Source organism: Arthrobacter sp. ZBG10, assembly GCF_001238605.1.
In the GTDB taxonomy this organism is placed as follows: Bacteria; Actinomycetota; Actinomycetes; order Actinomycetales; family Micrococcaceae; genus Arthrobacter.
The window spans coordinates 1-17,982 of the sequence record NZ_LFQH01000009.1 but is presented as its reverse complement, the minus strand read 5'-3'; the positions used below and the strand labels follow the sequence as shown (position 1 = coordinate 17,982).

At 66.2% G+C, this 17,982-nt stretch carries 21 protein-coding genes; 12 read left to right on the top strand and 9 right to left on the bottom strand.

Going from position 1 to position 17,982, the window contains the following annotated elements; translation table 11 throughout:
* Positions 1-36: 36 nt before the first annotated feature.
* Positions 37-720, top strand: coding sequence for a YesL family protein (locus ACU18_RS02105; protein WP_050683888.1), 684 nt, complete (start codon positions 37-39; stop codon positions 718-720).
* 35 nt (positions 721-755) lie between these two features.
* On the opposite strand, the gene ACU18_RS02100 is transcribed toward ACU18_RS02105, so the two are convergent.
* Positions 756-3,119 carry a glycoside hydrolase family 3 N-terminal domain-containing protein gene (locus ACU18_RS02100; protein WP_050683887.1) on the bottom strand — a complete coding sequence of 788 codons (2,364 nt, stop codon included), beginning with the start codon at positions 3,117-3,119 and terminating at the stop codon, positions 756-758.
* Positions 3,120-3,354: 235 nt separating this feature from the next.
* Between ACU18_RS02100 and ACU18_RS02095 the strand changes: the two genes are divergently transcribed.
* Genes ACU18_RS02095 through ACU18_RS02080 form a run of 4 tightly spaced genes read left to right on the top strand, consistent with a single transcriptional unit; the run spans position 3,355 to position 7,298 of the window.
* Positions 3,355-4,473, top strand: a complete 1,119-nt coding sequence (locus tag ACU18_RS02095; protein WP_050683886.1) for a Gfo/Idh/MocA family protein — start codon at positions 3,355-3,357, stop codon at positions 4,471-4,473.
* Between the two features lie 26 nt (positions 4,474-4,499).
* Positions 4,500-5,504, top strand: a complete 1,005-nt coding sequence (locus ACU18_RS02090) for a PmoA family protein (RefSeq protein ID WP_050683885.1) — start codon at positions 4,500-4,502, stop codon at positions 5,502-5,504.
* Between the two features lie 2 nt (positions 5,505-5,506).
* Positions 5,507-6,238, top strand: coding sequence for a cupin domain-containing protein (locus tag ACU18_RS02085; protein WP_050683976.1), 732 nt, complete (start codon positions 5,507-5,509; stop codon positions 6,236-6,238).
* A 31-nt stretch (positions 6,239-6,269) separates the two neighbouring features.
* Complete coding sequence (locus ACU18_RS02080) at positions 6,270-7,298, top strand: LacI family DNA-binding transcriptional regulator (RefSeq protein WP_050683884.1); 1,029 nt, start codon at positions 6,270-6,272, stop codon at positions 7,296-7,298.
* Here the strand turns inward: ACU18_RS02080 and ACU18_RS02075 are convergent.
* Positions 7,295-7,687, bottom strand: a complete 393-nt coding sequence (locus ACU18_RS02075; RefSeq protein ID WP_050683883.1) for a VOC family protein — start codon at positions 7,685-7,687, stop codon at positions 7,295-7,297. The two genes, ACU18_RS02080 and ACU18_RS02075, sit on opposite strands and share 4 nt — an antisense overlap.
* A 191-nt stretch (positions 7,688-7,878) precedes the next feature.
* Here ACU18_RS02075 and ACU18_RS02070 point away from each other — a divergent pair, with 191 nt between their 5' ends.
* On the top strand, positions 7,879-8,985 hold the full coding sequence (locus ACU18_RS02070) for a GmrSD restriction endonuclease domain-containing protein (protein ID WP_050683882.1): 1,107 nt from the start codon (positions 7,879-7,881) through the stop codon (positions 8,983-8,985).
* Here the strand turns inward: ACU18_RS02070 and ACU18_RS02065 are convergent.
* The gene (locus tag ACU18_RS02065) at positions 8,937-9,464 is read right to left on the bottom strand and encodes a hypothetical protein (RefSeq protein WP_197273497.1); all 528 of its coding nucleotides are present in this window, start codon (positions 9,462-9,464) and stop codon (positions 8,937-8,939) included. The two genes, ACU18_RS02070 and ACU18_RS02065, sit on opposite strands and share 49 nt — an antisense overlap.
* A 144-nt stretch (positions 9,465-9,608) precedes the next feature.
* Between ACU18_RS02065 and ACU18_RS02060 the strand changes: the two genes are divergently transcribed.
* On the top strand, positions 9,609-10,088 hold the full coding sequence (locus ACU18_RS02060) for a hypothetical protein (RefSeq protein WP_050683881.1): 480 nt from the start codon (positions 9,609-9,611) through the stop codon (positions 10,086-10,088).
* 15 nt (positions 10,089-10,103) lie between these two features.
* Here the strand turns inward: ACU18_RS02060 and ACU18_RS02055 are convergent, their stop codons facing one another.
* A complete protein-coding gene (locus ACU18_RS02055) occupies positions 10,104-10,541 on the bottom strand; it encodes a polyketide cyclase (protein WP_050683880.1) in 438 nt (145 codons plus the stop codon).
* A gap of 92 nt (positions 10,542-10,633) precedes the next feature.
* Here ACU18_RS02055 and ACU18_RS20400 point away from each other — a divergent pair, with 92 nt between their 5' ends.
* A complete protein-coding gene (locus tag ACU18_RS20400; protein WP_197273496.1) occupies positions 10,634-11,218 on the top strand; it encodes a GNAT family N-acetyltransferase in 585 nt (194 codons plus the stop codon).
* A gap of 40 nt (positions 11,219-11,258) precedes the next feature.
* Here ACU18_RS20400 and ACU18_RS02050 read toward each other — a convergent pair whose 3' ends face one another.
* Entirely contained in the window at positions 11,259-11,786 is a 528-nt protein-coding gene (locus ACU18_RS02050; protein ID WP_050683879.1) for a DUF3995 domain-containing protein, read from the bottom strand.
* Positions 11,787-12,626: 840 nt separating this feature from the next.
* On the opposite strand from ACU18_RS02050, the gene ACU18_RS02040 reads away from it, so the two are divergent.
* Both ACU18_RS02040 and ACU18_RS02035 read left to right on the top strand, forming a co-directional pair.
* On the top strand, positions 12,627-13,310 hold the full coding sequence (locus ACU18_RS02040; RefSeq protein WP_050683877.1) for a DUF4166 domain-containing protein: 684 nt from the start codon (positions 12,627-12,629) through the stop codon (positions 13,308-13,310).
* Between the two features lie 30 nt (positions 13,311-13,340).
* A complete protein-coding gene (locus tag ACU18_RS02035) occupies positions 13,341-13,718 on the top strand; it encodes a hypothetical protein (RefSeq protein ID WP_050683876.1) in 378 nt (125 codons plus the stop codon).
* 131 nt (positions 13,719-13,849) lie between these two features.
* Here ACU18_RS02035 and ACU18_RS02030 read toward each other — a convergent pair whose 3' ends face one another.
* From ACU18_RS02030 to ACU18_RS02025, 3 genes are all read right to left on the bottom strand, one after another.
* Positions 13,850-14,239 (bottom strand): DUF7793 family protein, encoded by a 390-nt coding sequence (locus ACU18_RS02030; RefSeq protein WP_050683875.1) that lies wholly within the window; start codon positions 14,237-14,239, stop codon positions 13,850-13,852.
* Positions 14,240-14,314: 75 nt separating this feature from the next.
* Positions 14,315-14,449 (bottom strand): hypothetical protein, encoded by a 135-nt coding sequence (locus tag ACU18_RS20330; protein ID WP_269430508.1) that lies wholly within the window; start codon positions 14,447-14,449, stop codon positions 14,315-14,317.
* Positions 14,450-14,525: 76 nt separating this feature from the next.
* A complete protein-coding gene (locus ACU18_RS02025; RefSeq protein WP_050683874.1) occupies positions 14,526-15,266 on the bottom strand; it encodes a YoaK family protein in 741 nt (246 codons plus the stop codon).
* Between the two features lie 152 nt (positions 15,267-15,418).
* Between ACU18_RS02025 and ACU18_RS02020 the strand changes: the two genes are divergently transcribed.
* On the top strand, positions 15,419-15,685 hold the full coding sequence (locus tag ACU18_RS02020) for a hypothetical protein (protein WP_050683975.1): 267 nt from the start codon (positions 15,419-15,421) through the stop codon (positions 15,683-15,685).
* A 12-nt stretch (positions 15,686-15,697) separates the two neighbouring features.
* Here the strand turns inward: ACU18_RS02020 and ACU18_RS02015 are convergent, their stop codons facing one another.
* On the bottom strand, positions 15,698-16,699 hold the full coding sequence (locus tag ACU18_RS02015; RefSeq protein WP_050683873.1) for a LacI family DNA-binding transcriptional regulator: 1,002 nt from the start codon (positions 16,697-16,699) through the stop codon (positions 15,698-15,700).
* 103 nt (positions 16,700-16,802) lie between these two features.
* Here ACU18_RS02015 and ACU18_RS02010 point away from each other — a divergent pair, with 103 nt between their 5' ends.
* Positions 16,803-17,924 (top strand): Gfo/Idh/MocA family oxidoreductase, encoded by a 1,122-nt coding sequence (locus ACU18_RS02010; RefSeq protein WP_050683872.1) that lies wholly within the window; start codon positions 16,803-16,805, stop codon positions 17,922-17,924.
* Positions 17,925-17,982: the final 58 nt, after the last annotated feature.

The following is a 17,982-nucleotide window of genomic DNA, read 5'->3' as shown; positions in this document are numbered from 1 at the left end:
GGCGCGCGGCTTCCGGCGGTAACCGAAAGGCAGCGCGTGGTTGCGAAGAAGACGGAGTACGGTTCCGGCCCCCTGTTCAGGGTGGCCGGAACCGTTGCCGGTGTGATGATGGGCTCCATCCTCCTGGTGGCAGCCAACGCTCTGCTCCTGCTGGTGCCTCTGCTGGGATTCCAGCCCCTGCTGCTGATCCTGGCCTGCATCCCCGTGGGGCCCGCAGTCGTGGCGGCCATGTACGCGTTTAACCGCCTGCTGGCCGGGCAGGACACCGGCGTGTTCCGGGACTTCGTCCGCGGCTACCGCCGGAACGCCGGCCAGGCACTCCTGGTCTGGCTGCCGTACCTGGCGGTGCTCGCCGTCGTCGGGTTCAACCTCCTGGTGCTGCCGGGCGGGGACGCCGCGGCCCCGGTGGCCGGCGGTGCCCGGATCGGCCTGGTGGGGCTTGGGCTGCTGGTCCTGACGGCGGCGGCCACTGCCCTGTTGCTGCTGTCCCGGTTCACATTCCGGGTGCGGGATCTTTACCGGCTGTCCTTGTACAGCATCGGGGCCCGGAAACGGGTGTCACTGGGCAACGCGGGCATCCTGTTTGTGGCCGGATTCCTGCTGCTCATTTCCACGGCGTACCTGCTGCCGGTCATCGCCGGGGCCGTGGTGTTCCTGGTCTGCCTCAACTCCCGGCCGCTCCTGGCCTTCATTGAGGGGAAGTTCACCGCGCACCAGTGAGGCCCACCCGGACCAGGAGAGGCCCGGCTGCCTGCCTACAGCGGCGTGACCGTCACCGGTGTCAGCATTTCCCGGCCGAAGCCCACCACTGTGCGGGGGCCGTGCAAAATGACCTCATGCGTGGCAACATCAGCGGTGCTCGACGTAGCCACATGCAGCTTCACCAGTCCCGGCGTGACCACCCGCTGCAGGTCCAGGCCCGTGAAAGAAGTCCGGTCGGCGTGGACGGTGAACTCCAGTTCCGCTGACGCACCTGCGGCGAGCTCCACCCGCGCGTACCCGATCAGCTCCCGGACCGGCCGGACCACCTCGCCCACCGGGTCCGCCAGGTACAGCTGGACCACTTCGGCGCCGGCCAGGGACCCGGTGTTGGTGACGGTGCAGCCCACGGTGACGGTCCCCGTGGTGGACATGGTGGGTGCGCTCGCCGTGTGGCCGGAAAAGCCGAACGAGGTGTAGGAAAGGCCGTGGCCAAAGCCGAACAGCGGCGAGGGGTCCAGGGCGCTGACGCCGGACGCGCCGGCGAGGCTGCTGTGCAGGTAGGTGCCGGGTTGGCCGCCGGCCGTCCGGGGGACCGAAACGGGGAGTTTGCCGGTGGGGGTCCGTGCGCCCGTCAGCACATCCCACAAGGCTTCCGCCCCCTCCTCACCCGGGAAGAAGCCCTGCACCAGGGCGTCCGCCCGGTCGGCAAACTCCCCCAGCGCGTAAGGCCGGCCGCTGAGGACCACCACCACCGTCCGGGTCCCGGCAGCCTCAGCAGCGGTCAGCACCCGGTCCAGCAGCAGCCGTTGGTCCCCGGGCAGTTGAAGGTCGCCCACGTCGTTGCCTTCGCCGGAAGTGCCGCGGCCAAAGAGGCCCGCGTTATCTCCCACCACAATGACGCAGGTGTCCACGGCAGCGGCCAGGCGGCAGGCCTCCTCGATCCGGTCCTCCGGGATCACCTCGCAGGTCCCGGACGCCGCGCTCTGTACCGCCCCGCACCGGCCGGCGGCTGCCTCGGCGACGGTAGGAACAGTAATTCCCATAGGGATGTCAGGGTGCGAAGCGCCCACATGCGCATCAAAGGAATAGCAGCCCAACATGGCGAACGGGTCCTGGGACAGCGGGCCCACCACGCCCACCGACGCCAAAGCCGCAGCCGGCAGCGGAAGGGTGGGGCCGCCGTCGTGCGTCCTGTTGGTCAGCAGCACCAAGGACTGGGCTGCGATCTCCCTCGCCAGCGCCCGGTGTTCCGCGGGGTCAAGGTCGATGGTACCGGCAGCCAGGGCAGGCGGGGCAGGGTCAAAAGCGGCGGAGAGGAGCCCGGCTTCCTGTTTCTGGGTCAGCACCCGGCGCAGGGCGGTGTCCACCAGGGCCTCGGGCACGGCACCGGATCGGACAGCCTCGAGCAGGGGTATGCCGTAGCAGTTCATGGTGGGCAGTTCCACGTCCACGCCTGCGGCAAGCGCCAAGGCAGCGGCCTCGCCCGAATCGGCGGCCACGCCGTGGGTGGCGTTCAGGAAGGCAATGCCGAAGTAGTCTGCCACCACGGTGCCGGTGAACCCCCATTCGTCCCGCAGCAGCGCGGTGAGCAACGCCCGGTTCGCGGCGGCCGGAACGCCGTCCGTGTCCGTGTAGGCGTGCATCACCGAGCGCGCCCCGCCATGCCGGATCGCCATTTCAAAGGGCGGCAGCATCACATCGGCCAGTTCACGCGGGCCCATGGAAACAGGGGCGTGGTTGCGCCCGGCGCGCGAGGCGGAGTAGCCCACAAAGTGCTTGAGCGTGGCTACGATGCCGGTCTCCTCAAGTCCGCCGACGTAGGCGGACGCCACCGTGCCCACCAGGTAGGGGTCCTCGCCGATGGTTTCCTCCACGCGACCCCACCGCAGGTCGCGGACCACGTCCAGTACGGGGGCCAGTCCCTGGTGGACGCCGAGGGCGCGCATCTGCCCGCCGATCAACCCGGCCATGCGCCGGACCAGGCCGGGGTTGAAGGTGGCGCCCCATGCCAGCGGGACCGGGAACGCCGTGGCTTTCCACGCCGCCAGCCCGGCCAGGCATTCCTCATGGACCTGGGCCGGAATACCGAAGCGGGAGGCGGCCATGATCTGTTCCTGGGCTGCTGCCAGCCGCCGGGCGCCTTCGAGTGGCTCCACCGGGACTGTCCCGTACATGCGGGTGATCTGGCCCAGGCCTTGGGAGATCATTTCCTCCCAGGTCCGTTCGTCGCCTGCCATTTCGTTCTGCAGCGGTGCCACGGAATCGCCGTCGGTGGAGGCGTTCACCCAGACGCCTGCCAGTTGGGCCAGCTTTTCCGGGAGCGTCATCTGGAGCATCAGGCGTTCGACGGCGGCGCCTGGGTCCGCAGGATCCTGCGCCAAGGGGAAGGCTTGTTTTTCGGCGGCACCGCTGGTCACGGGCTTCTCCTCAGGGTTGGCTATCAATTTCTAAGAAAGTATCAGAAAATTCCAGTAAGTTTCTAGGGGCAAAGTCCTTGACGTGGCTGTGAGCGCATCCCTACGGTTGAGGAGAGGCCGAAAACATGCCTTGACGGCCCGGCAGAAACTTATGCGCAGAGATGGAAACTTTCGTCCCGAGAGTCCGTGACAGTCCACCTGCGCAACGAACATCCACTGCAATGACGGAGAAAACATGCGGACGTACAGAGTGGCCATCGTCGGAACCGGCGGCATCGCGGCGGTGCACGCCGACAACCTCTCCCGGACCGGAGGGCGGGCGGAGCTGGTAGCCGCCTGCGACGTGGACCGGGAACGGCTGGACGCGTTTGCCGGGCAGCACGGAATTCCCGGCCGCTACCTAACGCTGACTGAACTGCTGCAGGAGGCAAAACCGGATGTGGTGCACCTGTGTACCCCGCCGATGCTGCACATTGACCAGGCCATCGAATGCCTTGAAGCGGGCGTGCACGTCCTGTCGGAGAAGCCGCCGGCCCTGAGCCTTGCAGATTTTGACCGGCTCGATAAGGCACAGGCCCGCGGTGGAGCGCAGTTCTCCTGCGTGTTCCAGCACCGGTTCGGCGATGCGTCAGCCGCGGCGCAGCAGCTGATCGGCGGCAGCGATTTCGGCCGTCCGCTGGTGGCCCGCTGCGATACCCTCTGGTACCGCCCGGACAGCTACTGGGACCTTCCGTGGCGCGGAACCTGGAATGCTGAAGGCGGCGGCCCCACCATGGGCCACGGGATCCACCAGTTCGATCTGCTCCTGCATCTGATGGGCCCGTGGGCCGAGGTCACTGCCATTGCGTCCCGGCAGGACCGGGCCACCTCTACGGAAGACCTGTCCGCAGCAATCGTCCGCTTCGAAAACGGCGCCGTGGCCACCATCATCAATTCGCTGCTCTCGCCCCGGGAAACCTCGGACATCAGGATCGACTGCGAGTTCGCCACAGTGGAGCTCAGCCACCTATACGGCTACAGCACGGACAACTGGACCGTGACTGCCGCGCCCGGCCACGAGGATGCAGTGGCCGGGGCATGGAATGCGCAGCCTTTGGAGCGGGGCAGCGGCCATGTGGCGCAGTTCCTGGCCATGTATGACGCGCTCGACGCCGGCCGGCCGCTTCCGGCGGGCGCCGCCTCAGCACGGCAAACCCTTGAGCTTGCTGCCGCGATCTACGCTTCGGCGTTCACCGGCGCCGCGGTGAGCCGCGGTCAGATTGTGCCGGGCCACCCGTTCTATACCGGCATGGACGGGGAGGGACTGGGCAGCCGCGTGCTGGACGGGACCGCCCTTCGCGCTGCCAGCATCTGACCCAACCACTTTTTCAGGAGAAAACCATGAGCACCCTTGCAACCACCACCGGCCAGGTGAGCCACACCGATGACGGCGCCGCGCTCGCGTTTACCGTCGATGGCCGCCCCATCGCCACCTATACCTACCGGCCCACCGATGACCAGTACGAAAGCCCCCGGCCGTTTTTCCACCCGCTCACCACCCTGGGCGGGGACGAGGTGACCATCTCGCGGCCGTGGGACCACGTCTGGCACAAGGGCCTGTCCTGGGCACTGCCCAACGTGGGCAAGGACAACTTCTGGGGCGGCGCCACCTACACCCGCGCCACGGAGTACGCCAACCTGGACAACAACGGCGCCATGACCCACCAGGACTTCGGGGCGATCGAGGAATCCGCGGGCGGCATCACGGCAACCGAATCACTGGCCTGGTCCGCCCAGGACGGAGCCCCGGTTATTGCCGAGGACCGGCGGTTCCGTATCGAAGTCCTCGCTGACTCCGGCGCCGCCAGCTCCGCCGGCGCCCACGATGGGGACACAGCGGCTGAAGATAAGGCCCCGGGAACCGGCGCGTACGCCATCCTCTTCGAGACCACCATGCGCAACACCTCCGGTGCCACCATCACCTTCGGCAGCCCCACCACCGAAGGCCGGAACAACGCCGGCTACGGCGGCTTGTTCTGGCGGGGCCCGCGGTCCTTCACCGGCGGCGAATTCCGGAACGCGGACGGAACCGGCGCGGACGAGTTTATGGGCACCCGGACCCCCTGGATCGCCTTCACCGGCAAGCATGATGACAGCTGCCGGGAATCCACCATCGCGTTTGTGGAGGACCCGGCAAATCCGGGCGCGCCCAACCAATGGTTTGCGCGTTCCTCGATGTTCGCCTGCCTGGGCTCAGCCCCGTTCTTCAGCGCGGAAGTGCCCCTGGCGGATGGCGGGTCACTCACGTACAGGTACGCCGTGGTGATTGCCGACGGCGGCGTGGACGCGGACCGCGCCGAAGCTTTGGCGGGAGCCGCGCAGGCAGCCCTGGCGGGGTGGGCGTGAGCATCGCCTCCAGTTTCCCCGGCGCCACGGGGGTTTCCGAAGTCAGCATCTATGACTGGCCCGGCGCCGACGGTGCAGCAGGCGGGTCCCCGCACATGCACACGGCTTCCACCGAGGCATACGTGGTGCTGAGCGGGGCCGGCCGGTTGGAAACCCTGGATTCACGCGGATTCACCTCCACGCCCCTGCGGCCAGGAGTGGTGCTGTGGTTCACCCCGGGAACGGTCCACCGTGCCATCAATGACTCCGGCGACCTCACCGTCCTGGTGGTGATGCAAAACGCCGGGCTGCCGGAACACGGGGACGCCGTGATGACCTTCCCGGGCGCCCATCTGGCTGATCCTGAGGCGTACCGACGAGCGGCGGCGCTGGAAATTAAGGATGCCGACGCGGGACTGGGGGCGGGCGAGGAGGCAGCCCGCCGGCGTCGTGACCTGGCGTTGGCGGGTTATTTGGAGCTGAAGGACTCCGTGCTGGCGTCTGGACCTGCAGCCCTGGCGGACTTCCACGCCGCGGCGGCTGCTTTGGTGGCCGGCAAAACCTCCGCCTGGGCCCGGTTGCTGGAGCAGGGGGCGGCGCGCCAGGCGGAAACCACCCGCGGACAGCTGGCGTCTCTGGACGCGGCCGAAAGTTTCTATTTGGGAGCCGCCCGAACTACCATGGGAAAACGGGAAAACCATAGGATCTACGGCATGTGCGGGCGAATCCAAACATGGGAACTTTCCGATAACTAGTACCGGGCCGGCCCGGGGAACAGGCGGCGGCGTGAGCAAGCAGGAAACCGGGCGCGCAACCATCAGCGAGATTGCCCGGGAAGCGGGGGTGTCCGTCCCCACGGTGTCGAAAGTGCTGAACGGGCACGCCCATGTGGCGGCAGAAACCCGGGCCCGGGTGGAGGAAATCATCGCCCGGCGCGACTACGCCCGCCGCCCCGCCAAGCGCCGGCAAAAGGCCGGCCTGGTGGACCTGGTGTTCCCCGGGCTGGGCTCCGAGTGGGCGCTGGAGATCATTGAGGGCGTGGAGCGGGTGGCGCAGGACGCCGGCTACGGCACTGTGGTGAGCAGCCTGAGCATGGACGGTTCCCGGATCCGTCCGTGGCTGGCCAACCTGGCGGAACGCAAATCGGACGGGCTGCTGATGGCCGTTTACCAGCTTGATGCCAAGCAGATCCAGCGGATCAAATCACTCGGGATCCCCGTGGTACTGATCGACCCTGTGGGCCAGCCGGGTCCGGACCTTATGACCGTAGGAGCAGCCAACTGGGACGGTGCGTTTTCCGCCACGGAGCACCTGCTGCAGCTGGGACACCGACGAATCGCAATGATCGGCGGCCGCGAGGACCTGCAGTGCAGCAGCGCCCGTGAGGACGGGTACGTCTCCGCACTCCGCCGGGCAGGCATTGCAGCGGACCCCGCGCTGATGCTGCCGGGGGACTTCTCCATCGGTGCCGGCGAGTCCGCCACCCGGAAGCTTCTGGAGCTGCCGGACCGGCCCACGGCGATCTTCACCGGAAACGATGACCAGGCCCTGGGAGCCTACCGGGCAGCCCGTGCTGCGGGCCTGCGCATCCCGGAAGACCTGTCCATCATCGGATTTGACGATATCCCTGCGGCGGAGTGGATCGAGCCAGGCCTGACCACCGTCCGTCAGCCTGTGGTGCAGATGGCCGAAACCGCCATGCGGGCATTGCTCCGGCACCTGGACGGGGACGAGGAACTACCGCAGCGGATCGAGCTGGGCACCGAGCTGGTGGTTCGCGGCTCAACGGCGCCGCCGGGTGCCACGCCCGCCTAGATCTGGTGCGCGTCCCGGACCGAAGGGGGAGTCTGGCCCTGGAGGACCCAGCGGTTGCCGTCCGGATCGCTGAAGTAGGCAAACAGGACACCGCCCATGTCCTGCACGTCGCTGATTTCGGCACCCCGGCCCAGCAGGTCCGTGCGCAGCGCCGGCAAATCCGGGGACACCAGTTGCAGGCCTTCCAGGCTCCCGGGTGCCATCGACGTCATGCCCGTTCCGATCACGATGGACGTGGCGGAACCCGGGGGAGTCAGCTGGACCACCCGCATGCCGGGAATGTGCTCAACGTCGTGGTCCAGCGCGAACCCCAGCTTTTCCGTGTAAAACGCTTTGGCCCTGTCGACGTCCGAGACGGGCACCTGGACAACTTCGAGTCGCATCTGCATGGGCGCCACTCTACAGTTCGGCGCATCGGCGCGGAATAGCAGGCTGGATCCCAAAAAAACTCGGACTTCCGGCGGACGCGCGAGGGCAGCGGAACGCTCTTTCCGTGGCTGGCGCCTAAGCTACCTGACGGCACATCTGCCGGTACACAACGGGCTGCGCGCGCAGCGGGCCTTCATTAAATGGGGAAAGCATGTTGAACCACCAGGCCCTCGCGGGTCCTGCTCCGTCCGTCCTGACGCCGGCGCCGCCGAAGAAGCCGCGCAGGTCCATCTACATCGTCGGTGGCGCAACCGCCGTTTTCCTGGCACTGATGATCGTCGGCGGCCTGACGGCCACACCCCGTTCCGACGGCGCCGACCAGGAAGCGGCCGCCGTCGAAGCCACGGCTACGCCAGCTAGCGCGGCAACAAGTGTGACGGCGTCAGCCGGCCCGGCGCCGTCGGCCAATCCGACGGTTCAGGTAACCGGTGCACCCCTGGACCCGGAATCGCCCCCCGCCCTGACGCCGGGCTTAAGCGCGGCGGCGCCAAACGCCCAGCCCGCTTACGGCACCAAGGCCGCTGACCTGCTGGCCACGCTGCCCATCAAGGGCCGCGCGCCCAGGACCGGGTACGACCGCGCGCTCTTCGGGCAGGCGTGGGCGGACGTGGACCGCAACGGCTGCGACACCCGCAACGACATCCTCCAACGGGACCTGACCGGGATCGTGTTTACCAACAGTGTGCCCTGCAAGGTCCAGTCCGGAACCTTGGCGGACCCCTACACCGGCCGAAGCATCAGCTTCCTCCGCGGCCCAGCCACCAGCACCGCCGTCCAGATCGACCACGTGGTGGCGCTCAGCGATGCCTGGCAAAAGGGGGCGCAGCAGCTGAGCACGGAGCAGCGCACGTCGTTGGCCAATGATCCGCTGAACCTGCAGGCAACTGACGGTCCCACCAACCAGCAAAAGAGCGACGGCGACGCCGCCACCTGGCTGCCACCGGACAAGGGATTACGCTGTGAGTATGTGGCCCGCCAAATCTCCGTAAAGGCGACCTACTCGCTGTGGGTCACGCAGCCGGAGCATAATGCGATGGCCACCATCCTGGCCGACTGCTCAGGCCAGTTGGCGCCGACAAACCAGCAGGCACCTGCGCCCGTTGTGCCTGAGCCTGTAGCTCCTGCACCTGCCCCGGATGCCACCTACTTCTCGAGCTGTGCGGCAGCCAAGGCTGCCGGTGCTGCGCCGTTGTACTCAGGCCAGGCCGGCTACCGTGCGGGCTTGGACGGGGACAACGACGGAGTTGCCTGCGAATAGCCCCGACCAGCGGTGCCTGAATCCCGGGTGGTGGACCGATAAGCGTTGTCGATGAGCGGTGTCAGCTCCTCGAGAACGGTCCGGTTCCCCGGAAGCAGCACGTGGGCGAGGAACTCGGATTCCAGGGTGGCAACCCCCTCCGCAACAGCGGCGAGCTTGGCGTCCACCGCCAGGGAAAATGCGTGCCAGAACTTGCGGGCCGAGCGTTCCTGGCGTTTTGTCGCCAGATCAGGGCCGGCGGCCGCCCCGCTGCCCGTGCGGCCATGCGGGCCCAGCGCGGGTTCCGGAACCGCCAAAACAATACGGAACTGGCGGTCGCCAGCCGCGAAAGCCAACGCCATAACAGCACCCTCGCTGCTGAACCGGATGGCCGTTGCACCATAGGCGTGGAGTGCCTGTTCGATGTGCTCCCGGGAGGCCTTGCTGCTGAACGAGTCGCCGCGGGTGTAAAAGGCTCGCGAAGCGGCGATGGTCGTCATTGCTCCACTATGCGCTTCTTTTCACCGTCATGTGACGGTTCGGGAATAAAACCGGTTTCTTTGGGGGGTCGGGTGCCGATCACACGAATAGGTCTATGGTTAGGCGGACCGGTACTTGCCGGGTTAAACCCTCAAGGAGGGTGCATGAGCTCCATCCAGTCCAGCTCGTCCCAGTTCATGCGGTATTTGGAAAGCGTGGGCGGCTCGGAAGCCGACGTCACAGGACCAAATTACGTGGTCAGCGACACCGACACTGTGGAGAGCGTGGTTTCCAGATTGCGGATGGAGCAGTATGCCAACGGTGGGCGACGGCGGGATCCCGCCATTCTTCACGCGTCCGCCCAGGTGCTGATCAGCAGGCGCGATGAACGCTCTACCGGCCACGGCCACGACGTTTCCCGCGAAGGTGCGTATCAACTCGACATTCATCACGGCGGTGTCGAACCCACCAGGGAAAGCATTCCGCGGTCTGATCTGAATGAGGCGAAAGCGTGGGCCATGTCCCGGCTTGACGCCGAAGGGGCCGACTTCGGGGCCATTTACTTTCCTTCAGGTGGGAAAGGCGGGCCGGGAACAGGCGCCCTCACGTTCCGGTTCGACCGCGCCGTTGGCTGGTATCACTAGCCAAGTACGGGCGCGCTAGCGGTGCGGCAGCTTTTCCGGCGATTCGGTGGGGCCGGCTTGGTGCTCGAGGAGGGTCTTCAACCGGGCCAGGTCAAGTCGAACCAGGCGAGCGTCCTCCTCGAATTCGGCGTCAGTCATGCCTGGCCGCCGGAAGATGGAGAACACAACCTCGGCGCCTTTATTGTTGCGGAGTACACGCAGCGGATTATGTACCACTGTTCCGTCCGGCAGCGTCACGTCGTGATCGAGGATGCCCCACTCAGTAGGGCCAACGAACTTCACCTCGACGGATCCCATCGGGGAATCGGTAACCCAACGGCCGCCGTCGTTCCGGATGCCGGTACTCAACCCGGCTGCCCACAGCGGAAGGTTCCGCGGCTCGGCGGCGAAGGCGATGACCGCCTCAAATCCTGCGTCGATTGATTGGGAGATGTGAACTACCGGCCAGGTCATGGACCCTGAATCTACCAGTCACCGGTTCCCGTGGTTGAGCTTTCCGGGCCTGCTGATGTCAGGAGAGGCGGCTGGCGCTGAGAGGATGGACCGTGACTTCGACCATCCCGAGCAGTACCGCTCGACTCGTTTTGTCCCCGCTCTCGACCGACGATATCGACGATGTGTTTGTTGTGTACGGCGATCCGGCAACCTGGGAGCATCTTCCGTCCGGGCGGCATACTGCACGCGAGCAATCGGAAGCACTGGCACGGCGCCACCGGCAGAGTTGGGAACGAGCTGGTCTCGGTCCGTGGGCTGTCAGGATCAGCGGGGCCGGTGCCGATGAGGACCTGCCCACCGGAACGTTCATCGGAGCCGGAGGGGTGTCCATGACGGAGGGTGGTGTGTGGAACCTCGGGTATCGTCTGACTCCTCGGAGCTGGGGGCGGGGTCTCGCCACCGAACTGGCTGAGGCCGCAGTGACAGCTGCAGGTGCGGCACTCCCCTTGGTGCCGGTTACGGCCCGAATACTCTCCAATAACCGCGCTTCCTCTGTCGTAGCGCAACGGGCCGGACTCGCTCGCCGCTGGGAAGGGCCCACCACGGGCATCGGCACTGAGTTGGCGCGCTGGGAGATCTATGCAGACCGGGTACTCACGGAGTCCCAGCTTGAATGGCTCATCGCGCGCAATTAAACGAATGGCAATCGGAAAGTCCTGCTTACTCGCACGGGACTCATCCTAGCGACGGGCTTTCGGGGGCCCGGCTGCAGAGCAACCACACCATCAGGGCAACACCCCAAATGAGGAAAAGCGGGTCCCAAAGAAAAACATGGCCCGCCATCGCTGCACGGTCAAAACCGCCGTCAACGGGGGTGGCTCCCAGCAGGACCGCGCCACTGACAGCGATATTCAGGCCGCCGTAGACCACCAACACAGGGGCGCCGGCCCAGCACACGACCCGCCAGAGGCGTGGCCACGGCGCCCGGCCTGCGGCTACCACTAAGGGAATGACCGCTGCCAGCAGTTTCACCAGGCCGACGGCGCCCAGCACCAGGCCAGTCACGGCGGGAGCGTCTTCTGCGGCCTCGACGGCCCAGGCCCCCACTGTCGCCAGCAGCCAGCGGCCCCCGAAGGCCCAGTAAAAACTCGAGGCAGCATGCAGCACTCCGGCGCAGAACGCCGTGACAACGGCGATGCGCGCGATCCTTGCGCTGTGTTCCGACGTGCGGCGGCCTGTGTTGGTTGAACCCGTGGAGGTCATACGCCGAGGATAGTCCGGGTGTGCGGACGCTTATGATTCTCAGATGGGGGAAAGTCCAGTGCGGAGGAGATCCGCAGCGCGCAAACCGATTTACGTTGAAACCTGCATCCGGGCTGATATGGAACGCATCTGGGAGTTGAGCCAGGACCCGGATCTGCACCCGCGCTGGGACCTCCGCTTTTCCGGGATAGTCCCTGAGGCAGCCGACCCCGACGGGCGCCTACGGTTCCGGTATGAGTTCCGGCTGCCGTTGCACACGATCCGCGGAACCGGCATCTCCCTCGGCAGCCGGCACCGGGCGGATGGTCAGGCCACATCCGTGCTCAGGTTCACTACCGCCGACGTGCTGTCTCCGATCGGCGAAGGATCAGGGTACTGGCGGTATATCCCCACGGACCGGGGCGTGCGGTTTATCACCGGGTACAACTACAGCCCGGGGATGGGGAGGATCGGAACAATCTTCGATGCACACCTCATCCGGCCGGCGCTGGGCTGGGCCACAGCCCTCAGCTTTGACCGGCTGCGGCTGTGGGCGGAATCAGGCATCGAGCCCGAACGGGCACGCAACCGGTGGATCATGGACGCTGCGGCACGAACTTGTGCCGTGGCCGGCGGCCTGGAAATGTTCCGCAGGGCCGTAGGACGCAGACGAGGAAGTTGGGCGTTGATTTCCGGTGCCGCCGTGCTCGCTGCGTTTTTGGTCCCGCCACATTGGACGGTACCCAGGGCTTCGCGCTGCCTCCGACAGGCGCCGGACCACCATTCCGGTAGGGCCCCCTCGGCCCTCAGCGATTTGCCGTCCCCATCGGCTGCGGACAGCTGAAGAAGGAGCAAAAAACCATGGCTTCAATTTTCGAACTCGCCCTTGGGCCCGACTTCGCGAAGCTGCACCCGATGCTGCAGAAACGCTTTGGCGTCGACGTCGGGAGCGCCTATGCGTGCATCGGTGAAGGGGTCTTCTCGGAAGTACGCAGCGGTGGCTGGTGGACGCTCCCGTTCCTTCTCCTCGGCGCCCATCGGAACATCCTTTTTCCTGACCAGGGAACGGATATCCCGTTCACGATTGAGAACTATCCCTACCTTGACGGGTTCGGCAGGCCCACGGTCACCTTCGTCAGAACCCTGGCGCTTCCCAACTCGCGGAAGCACCGTTTCGACGCCACCATGGTCTACAGTCCCGGGCGCGGTTGCATCGTTGACTACCTCGGCACACACCAGCACTTGGCAACGGACCTCAAACTGAACGTCCTGGCGGATGGGTCGTTGCACCTTCAGACAACAGCCCAGCGCTTCTATGAAGGCTTCCTGGGCTTCACTTTTCCCTCCGGCCTGACCGGCACCGCTGATCTCCATGAAAACTTTGACGACAAGCGGGGTGTTTACACCATCCAGATGCAGGTCCGGAATCCGCTGCTGGGGTTCCTCTTCGGGTATCGCGGCGAGTTCACCTGCACTTTTCCAGCCCTCACGGACGAGCCATTTCCGGATCACCTCAAACCCGTCCGGGAGGAAATCCGTGAGTAGCAAGCAAGGAGACGCCACAAGGATCCACGGATGACCTCCCAACAGCGTGTAGCCATCAGCGGTTCATTACTTGCCCTCGGCTTGGTCTTGATCGCCTGGGTTGGCTCCCTACTCTGGTCTGCCATCGATGAGGGGGCCGTTCCCTCCGACTCGGCGTTCCATGCGATTCCGCCGCCCAGCGCAGTAGAGGAAATTTCCACGCAATGCGGATCAGGCGGCTGCTGGCGGGAAATGGTGGTGGACGTTGAACCGCGGCAGACGGCACAGTCGCTTGCAGCCGAAATGGGGCTGACGTCGGAAAGCTGCGAGCCCCTCAACCTGTGGACGCTGAGGGAGACCTGCACCGGGATTTCCAGTGACCGCGGGGAGCTCAAGATCTACCTGCGGTATTCCTCCCCCATCTCCTAGTGAACGGATGTTTGACTATGGATTGGTCCTTCCACGTCGATGATCCCGACGCGGTGCTCAAAAGCCCGCCCGCGGAAACGAGCTGTAGCGCTCAGACGTCGAACCGGATAATCGCTCAGAGGCATGAGTGCTCACCCCTCAGCATCGGAGTAGTCCGTTGCCTCGTTCCGCTGTTCGTGCCCGGTCTGCTGGGCCAACCAACGGAGGGCAGCGTTCTCGCTGGTGAAGTACGCGGTGGGAGTGAGTGATTGCCGGGCAAAGGCTGAGAGGACAGTCCCCATGGGGTAGTCACCCTTGATGGCAATCGTGGAGAATCCCCGGTAGGCGTTCATACCTGCCCTCGCTTCTGCTGCGACTCCTGTGACGCCTTCAACGTCGACCAGGATTGGCGCTGTTTTGCCGCCAGCGAGTTTCTCGAGCGTACGGGCCGCCTGGACGGCGATTTCGTAGGTGACGAAGGTCCCCTGAACCCAGTTGAGCCGCAAAAGCCCGTTTGTGTAGGAAGCAACGAAATGGTCCATGGGACAACTGTGAGTCTTCTAGCCAATGGCGTCAAAATTGCTGTCAACAGGGACGTTAGTGGTTCTGCTCTGTACTTAAGAAGCGGGAGCGAGGCCCACGGTCCCAAGCCACTGTTCGAACGTCCAGGTGCCTGGCGCGATGCTGCGGACCTGCTCAAGGTCGGCGGCATGGCCCGGAGTCTCGGCGAACCAGCGGAACATGGCCTGCATGTCGTCCGGAATGGGCCCTGCAGACCCTACGTCACCTGCAAGTTGGCGCAGTGGAAAGGGACCCAATAAGTGTCGCTCAGCGCACCGCCCCGGCTGCCTCGCCGGCGGGCACCTCGGCTTTCGGCGCCGGGCGCGGCCCACGGCCCAGGATTCCGCCCACGACGGCGACCCCCACCGTGAGCACCGACGTCGCCAAAACTCCAAGGCCGATGTGGAGCTGCAGCAGCCCGGCTCCGGCGGCGGCACCCGCAAGGATCAGCACCACCGCCATGAGCCGGCGGCCCCAGAACGGGTGGGTGCCGGCGCCGAAGCGGGAGTCGGCCGCAAGGCCGGTGATGGTGGAGGTAACCACCACGGTGGGCACATCCTTGACATTGAGGTGCCGGGCCGTGGCGGCCTGGACGCCCATGGCCACCGCAAGGATTCCCGTGATGGCCACGATCAGCGGTTCACCGTGCCGGGGTGTCCCGCCGGCCAGGAACACCACCGCCACGGCGAGCATCACCACGCCGACGGCGAGCAGCAGCCCGGTGGTCCGGTGGTTCCAGCCCGTTGTGCTGGGCCGCAGCGTCCGCCCGGCCAGCAGGGCGCCCAGCATAAATCCAACCAGCGCCACGATGGGGCCCAGGATGGGCAGGTCGTCGCCGCCCATCAGCGCCATCCCCAGGATCACCACGTTGCCGGTCATGTTTCCGGTGAACACACGGTCCAGGCCCAGATAGCCGACGGCGTCGATCACCCCGGTGGAAAACGTCAGGACCAGCATCAGCACCAGGTGCAGCCTGGCCGGGTTGGCGGGGAAGAGTCGGGCGGGCATGCGGGTGCCTTTCGGTGGTCCGGCGGCGATAAACGCTATCGGTTGCTCAAAACAACCTGTCCAGTATGCGCCGGACGCCGCCGGTGTGGCGCCCATGTTACGGAAAGTACGCCAAACTGGAAGCCAGTCCCATCAACCGAAAGCAGCACACTGTGATCACGCTTCACCAAGACGCCGAAGGCTTCGTCCGCATGAGCCGCCACTACCCGGCCGCCGTCCGCATCGCCATCGCCTTCACCGACGGCAGCACCGGCGAATTCTCCGGCGAGGCCCTTAACGCCGCCTACGACGCCGCGCTCGCGGATTACCGCGCCAAAAACAACCTGGACGCCCGGGGCTACTCCCGGACCACGTCCGGACGGTCAAACTCAGGCAACAGGATCGATTTCGTGCCGGTCCACCCGGGCCTGGGCAAGTAACCCTCCCGTCGTTCAGGTAGCCACGGCAGCCCCAGGGGCGGCCGTGGTCCGCCTGCCCACCAGGTGGGGGGTTCCCACCACCCTGGAGGGCGCAGCATTCCCCTCGGCCCGGTCGATGGCCCGGTTAACGGCCTCGGCGGCGAGGACCGGGCCGTCCTGGCTGACGGACGATAACTGGACGTAGCTCAGCCGGGCGAAATGGCTGTTGTCGTACCCGAGGACGGACATGTCCGACGGAACACTTTTCCCACCGTTCCGCAGGCTTTCGAGGATTCCCAGGGCCACGCGGTCATTAAAGGCGATCACTGCCGTGGGCGTGCTGGCCCCAAGAAGCCCTCCGGCGAGGATTCCCTCTTCCTCCGTGGCCCCGCCGGGAACAACCACGGGCTCGAGTCCCAGCCGCGTCATTTCCTCCCGGAAGGCCGTGCGGCGCCGGTCCGCTGATACCGCGGTGCCGCCGTCCACGTGCACGATCCGGCGGTGGCCCAGTCCGGCGAGATGTTCGACGGCGATCCGGATCCCTGCGCGGTCATCGCTGCTGACGGAGTCCACGGTTTCCCCGACGTCCTCCCGCAGCAGGCTCACCACGGGCACCCGACGCGCGTAGGCCGCCAGCGTTTCGTTGCCCAGGGTGGACGAAATCAGGATGAGGGCTTCACAGCCCCAGTCGAGCAGGGCTTCCGCGGCGCGCTCCTCCGACCTGCCGCTGGCCACCGCGCTCAAGGCCAGTTCGTAACCCCGCAGGCCGGCCGCAGCGTACGCCGCATCAACGATTTCGGCATGGAATGCATGCGAGGTGGAAAAACTCACCCCCAGCAGGCGGGTCCGGCCGCTGCGCAGCATGCGGGCCCGGCTGTCCGGCCGGTAACCCAGCTTCGCCGCGGCCTCGAGCACCCGTTCCCTGGTGGCGGCCGAGGCCCCCGCGGCGTCCCGCATCACAATGGACACCAGGGCCCTCGAAACGCCGGCCGCCTGCGCCACGTCCATCAGGGTGGGTCGTTTCGAATCAGTCATGAGTCCTCCTCCCAGCAGTCTATAGAACGATCTAGACAAGTGCCGGAAGCCGTGCCACGATATGTCTACTAGAACGATCTATACGAACTTCAGGAGAACAGCAATGGCTTACACGCAGCGTCCGGTCACCGTCGACCGCCCCGTTCGGGTTGGGCTCATCGGAGCCGGCTGGATTGGACACTTCCATGCCGAATCCATCGCCCTCCGGGTCCCGCACGCCCGGTTGGAAGCAATCGCCGATCCCGTTGAAGCCAGTGTCGCGGACGTGGCGTCCCGCCTTGGTGTTGAAAAGACGAGTGCAGACGCAGCCGATGTGCTGAATGATCCGGACATCGACGCAGTATTGATCGCGGCGCCCCTGCGTTTCCACTCCAGCCTCATCGCCGAGGCGGCTCGGGCCGGGAAGGACGTCTTCTGCGAGAAGCCCGGCGGCAGGAACCTGGAGGAGCTCGACGCCGCACTCGCTGAGGCTGACGCTGCGGGCGTTATTGTCCAGTTCGGCTTCAACCGGCGGTATGCCAAGGATTTCGCCGCTGCACGCAACCTGATCGACAGCGGCGCTGTGGGAACCCCGCAGCTGCTCCGGTCCCTGACCCGCGATCCCGGCACGGACGCCGGGCTGTCGGCGCCGGAACGCGTCGCGCCGGACACCATCTTCTTGGAGACCCTGATCCACGACTTCGACACCCTGAACTGGCTCAACCCCGGCGCGGTTCCCGTCCGTGTCCACGCCGTGGCCGATGCCTTGGTGGCACCCGGGGCGAAGGCCGGCGGACTGCTGGATACCGCCGTCGTCACCGTCACCTACAGCAACGGGGCCATCGCGGTGGCCGAGGCGAACTTCAATGCGCTCTACGGCTACGACGTCCGGGGCGAAGTGTTTGGCTCCGCCGGCATGGTGACCGCGGGCGGCCCGCAGGCATCCAGCGCCACCAGCTATACCGCGGCCGGCATCGGCGCGGCCACAGTGCGCCTGAACGTGGACCTGTTCTACGACGCCTACACCGCGGAACTGGCCGACTTTGTGGACTCGGTCCGGGCGCGGCGTGCAGGCAGCCCCACCACATCAAGGCAGGCACCGGGCGGCACCGATGCACGCAACGCCCTTGCCGTGGCCCTGGCCGCTGCCAGGTCCGCCCGGTCCGGCCTTCCCGTGGAGGTCTCAGCCGTGGCTGATCTGCAGCCGGCAGAACCTGACATCCAGCCGGCGGGCCACCGGGCATGAGCTTCCGGCTGGCCGTCTGCGCCGAAATGGTTTACGGCGGGCTCCCGCTCATCGAGCG

What these genes read in the sequence shown, in the direction of transcription:
- ACU18_RS02095 (WP_050683886.1), top strand. Translation starts at nt 3,355, where the DNA reads ATGCGGACGTACAGAGTGGCCATCGTCGGAACCGGCGGCATCGCGGCG.
- ACU18_RS02090 (WP_050683885.1), top strand. Translation starts at nt 4,500, where the DNA reads ATGAGCACCCTTGCAACCACCACCGGCCAGGTGAGCCACACCGATGAC.
- ACU18_RS02075 (WP_050683883.1), bottom strand. Translation starts at nt 7,687, where the DNA reads ATGCAGATGCGACTCGAAGTTGTCCAGGTGCCCGTCTCGGACGTCGAC.
- ACU18_RS02070 (WP_050683882.1), top strand. Translation starts at nt 7,879, where the DNA reads ATGTTGAACCACCAGGCCCTCGCGGGTCCTGCTCCGTCCGTCCTGACG.
- ACU18_RS02065 (WP_197273497.1), bottom strand. Translation starts at nt 9,464, where the DNA reads ATGACGACCATCGCCGCTTCGCGAGCCTTTTACACCCGCGGCGACTCG.
- ACU18_RS02060 (WP_050683881.1), top strand. Translation starts at nt 9,609, where the DNA reads ATGAGCTCCATCCAGTCCAGCTCGTCCCAGTTCATGCGGTATTTGGAA.
- ACU18_RS02055 (WP_050683880.1), bottom strand. Translation starts at nt 10,541, where the DNA reads ATGACCTGGCCGGTAGTTCACATCTCCCAATCAATCGACGCAGGATTT.
- ACU18_RS02050 (WP_050683879.1), bottom strand. Translation starts at nt 11,786, where the DNA reads ATGACCTCCACGGGTTCAACCAACACAGGCCGCCGCACGTCGGAACAC.
- ACU18_RS02040 (WP_050683877.1), top strand. Translation starts at nt 12,627, where the DNA reads ATGGCTTCAATTTTCGAACTCGCCCTTGGGCCCGACTTCGCGAAGCTG.
- ACU18_RS02035 (WP_050683876.1), top strand. Translation starts at nt 13,341, where the DNA reads ATGACCTCCCAACAGCGTGTAGCCATCAGCGGTTCATTACTTGCCCTC.
- ACU18_RS02030 (WP_050683875.1), bottom strand. Translation starts at nt 14,239, where the DNA reads ATGGACCATTTCGTTGCTTCCTACACAAACGGGCTTTTGCGGCTCAAC.
- ACU18_RS20330 (WP_269430508.1), bottom strand. Translation starts at nt 14,449, where the DNA reads ATGCAGGCCATGTTCCGCTGGTTCGCCGAGACTCCGGGCCATGCCGCC.
- ACU18_RS02025 (WP_050683874.1), bottom strand. Translation starts at nt 15,266, where the DNA reads ATGCCCGCCCGACTCTTCCCCGCCAACCCGGCCAGGCTGCACCTGGTG.
- ACU18_RS02015 (WP_050683873.1), bottom strand. Translation starts at nt 16,699, where the DNA reads ATGACTGATTCGAAACGACCCACCCTGATGGACGTGGCGCAGGCGGCC.
- ACU18_RS02010 (WP_050683872.1), top strand. Translation starts at nt 16,803, where the DNA reads ATGGCTTACACGCAGCGTCCGGTCACCGTCGACCGCCCCGTTCGGGTT.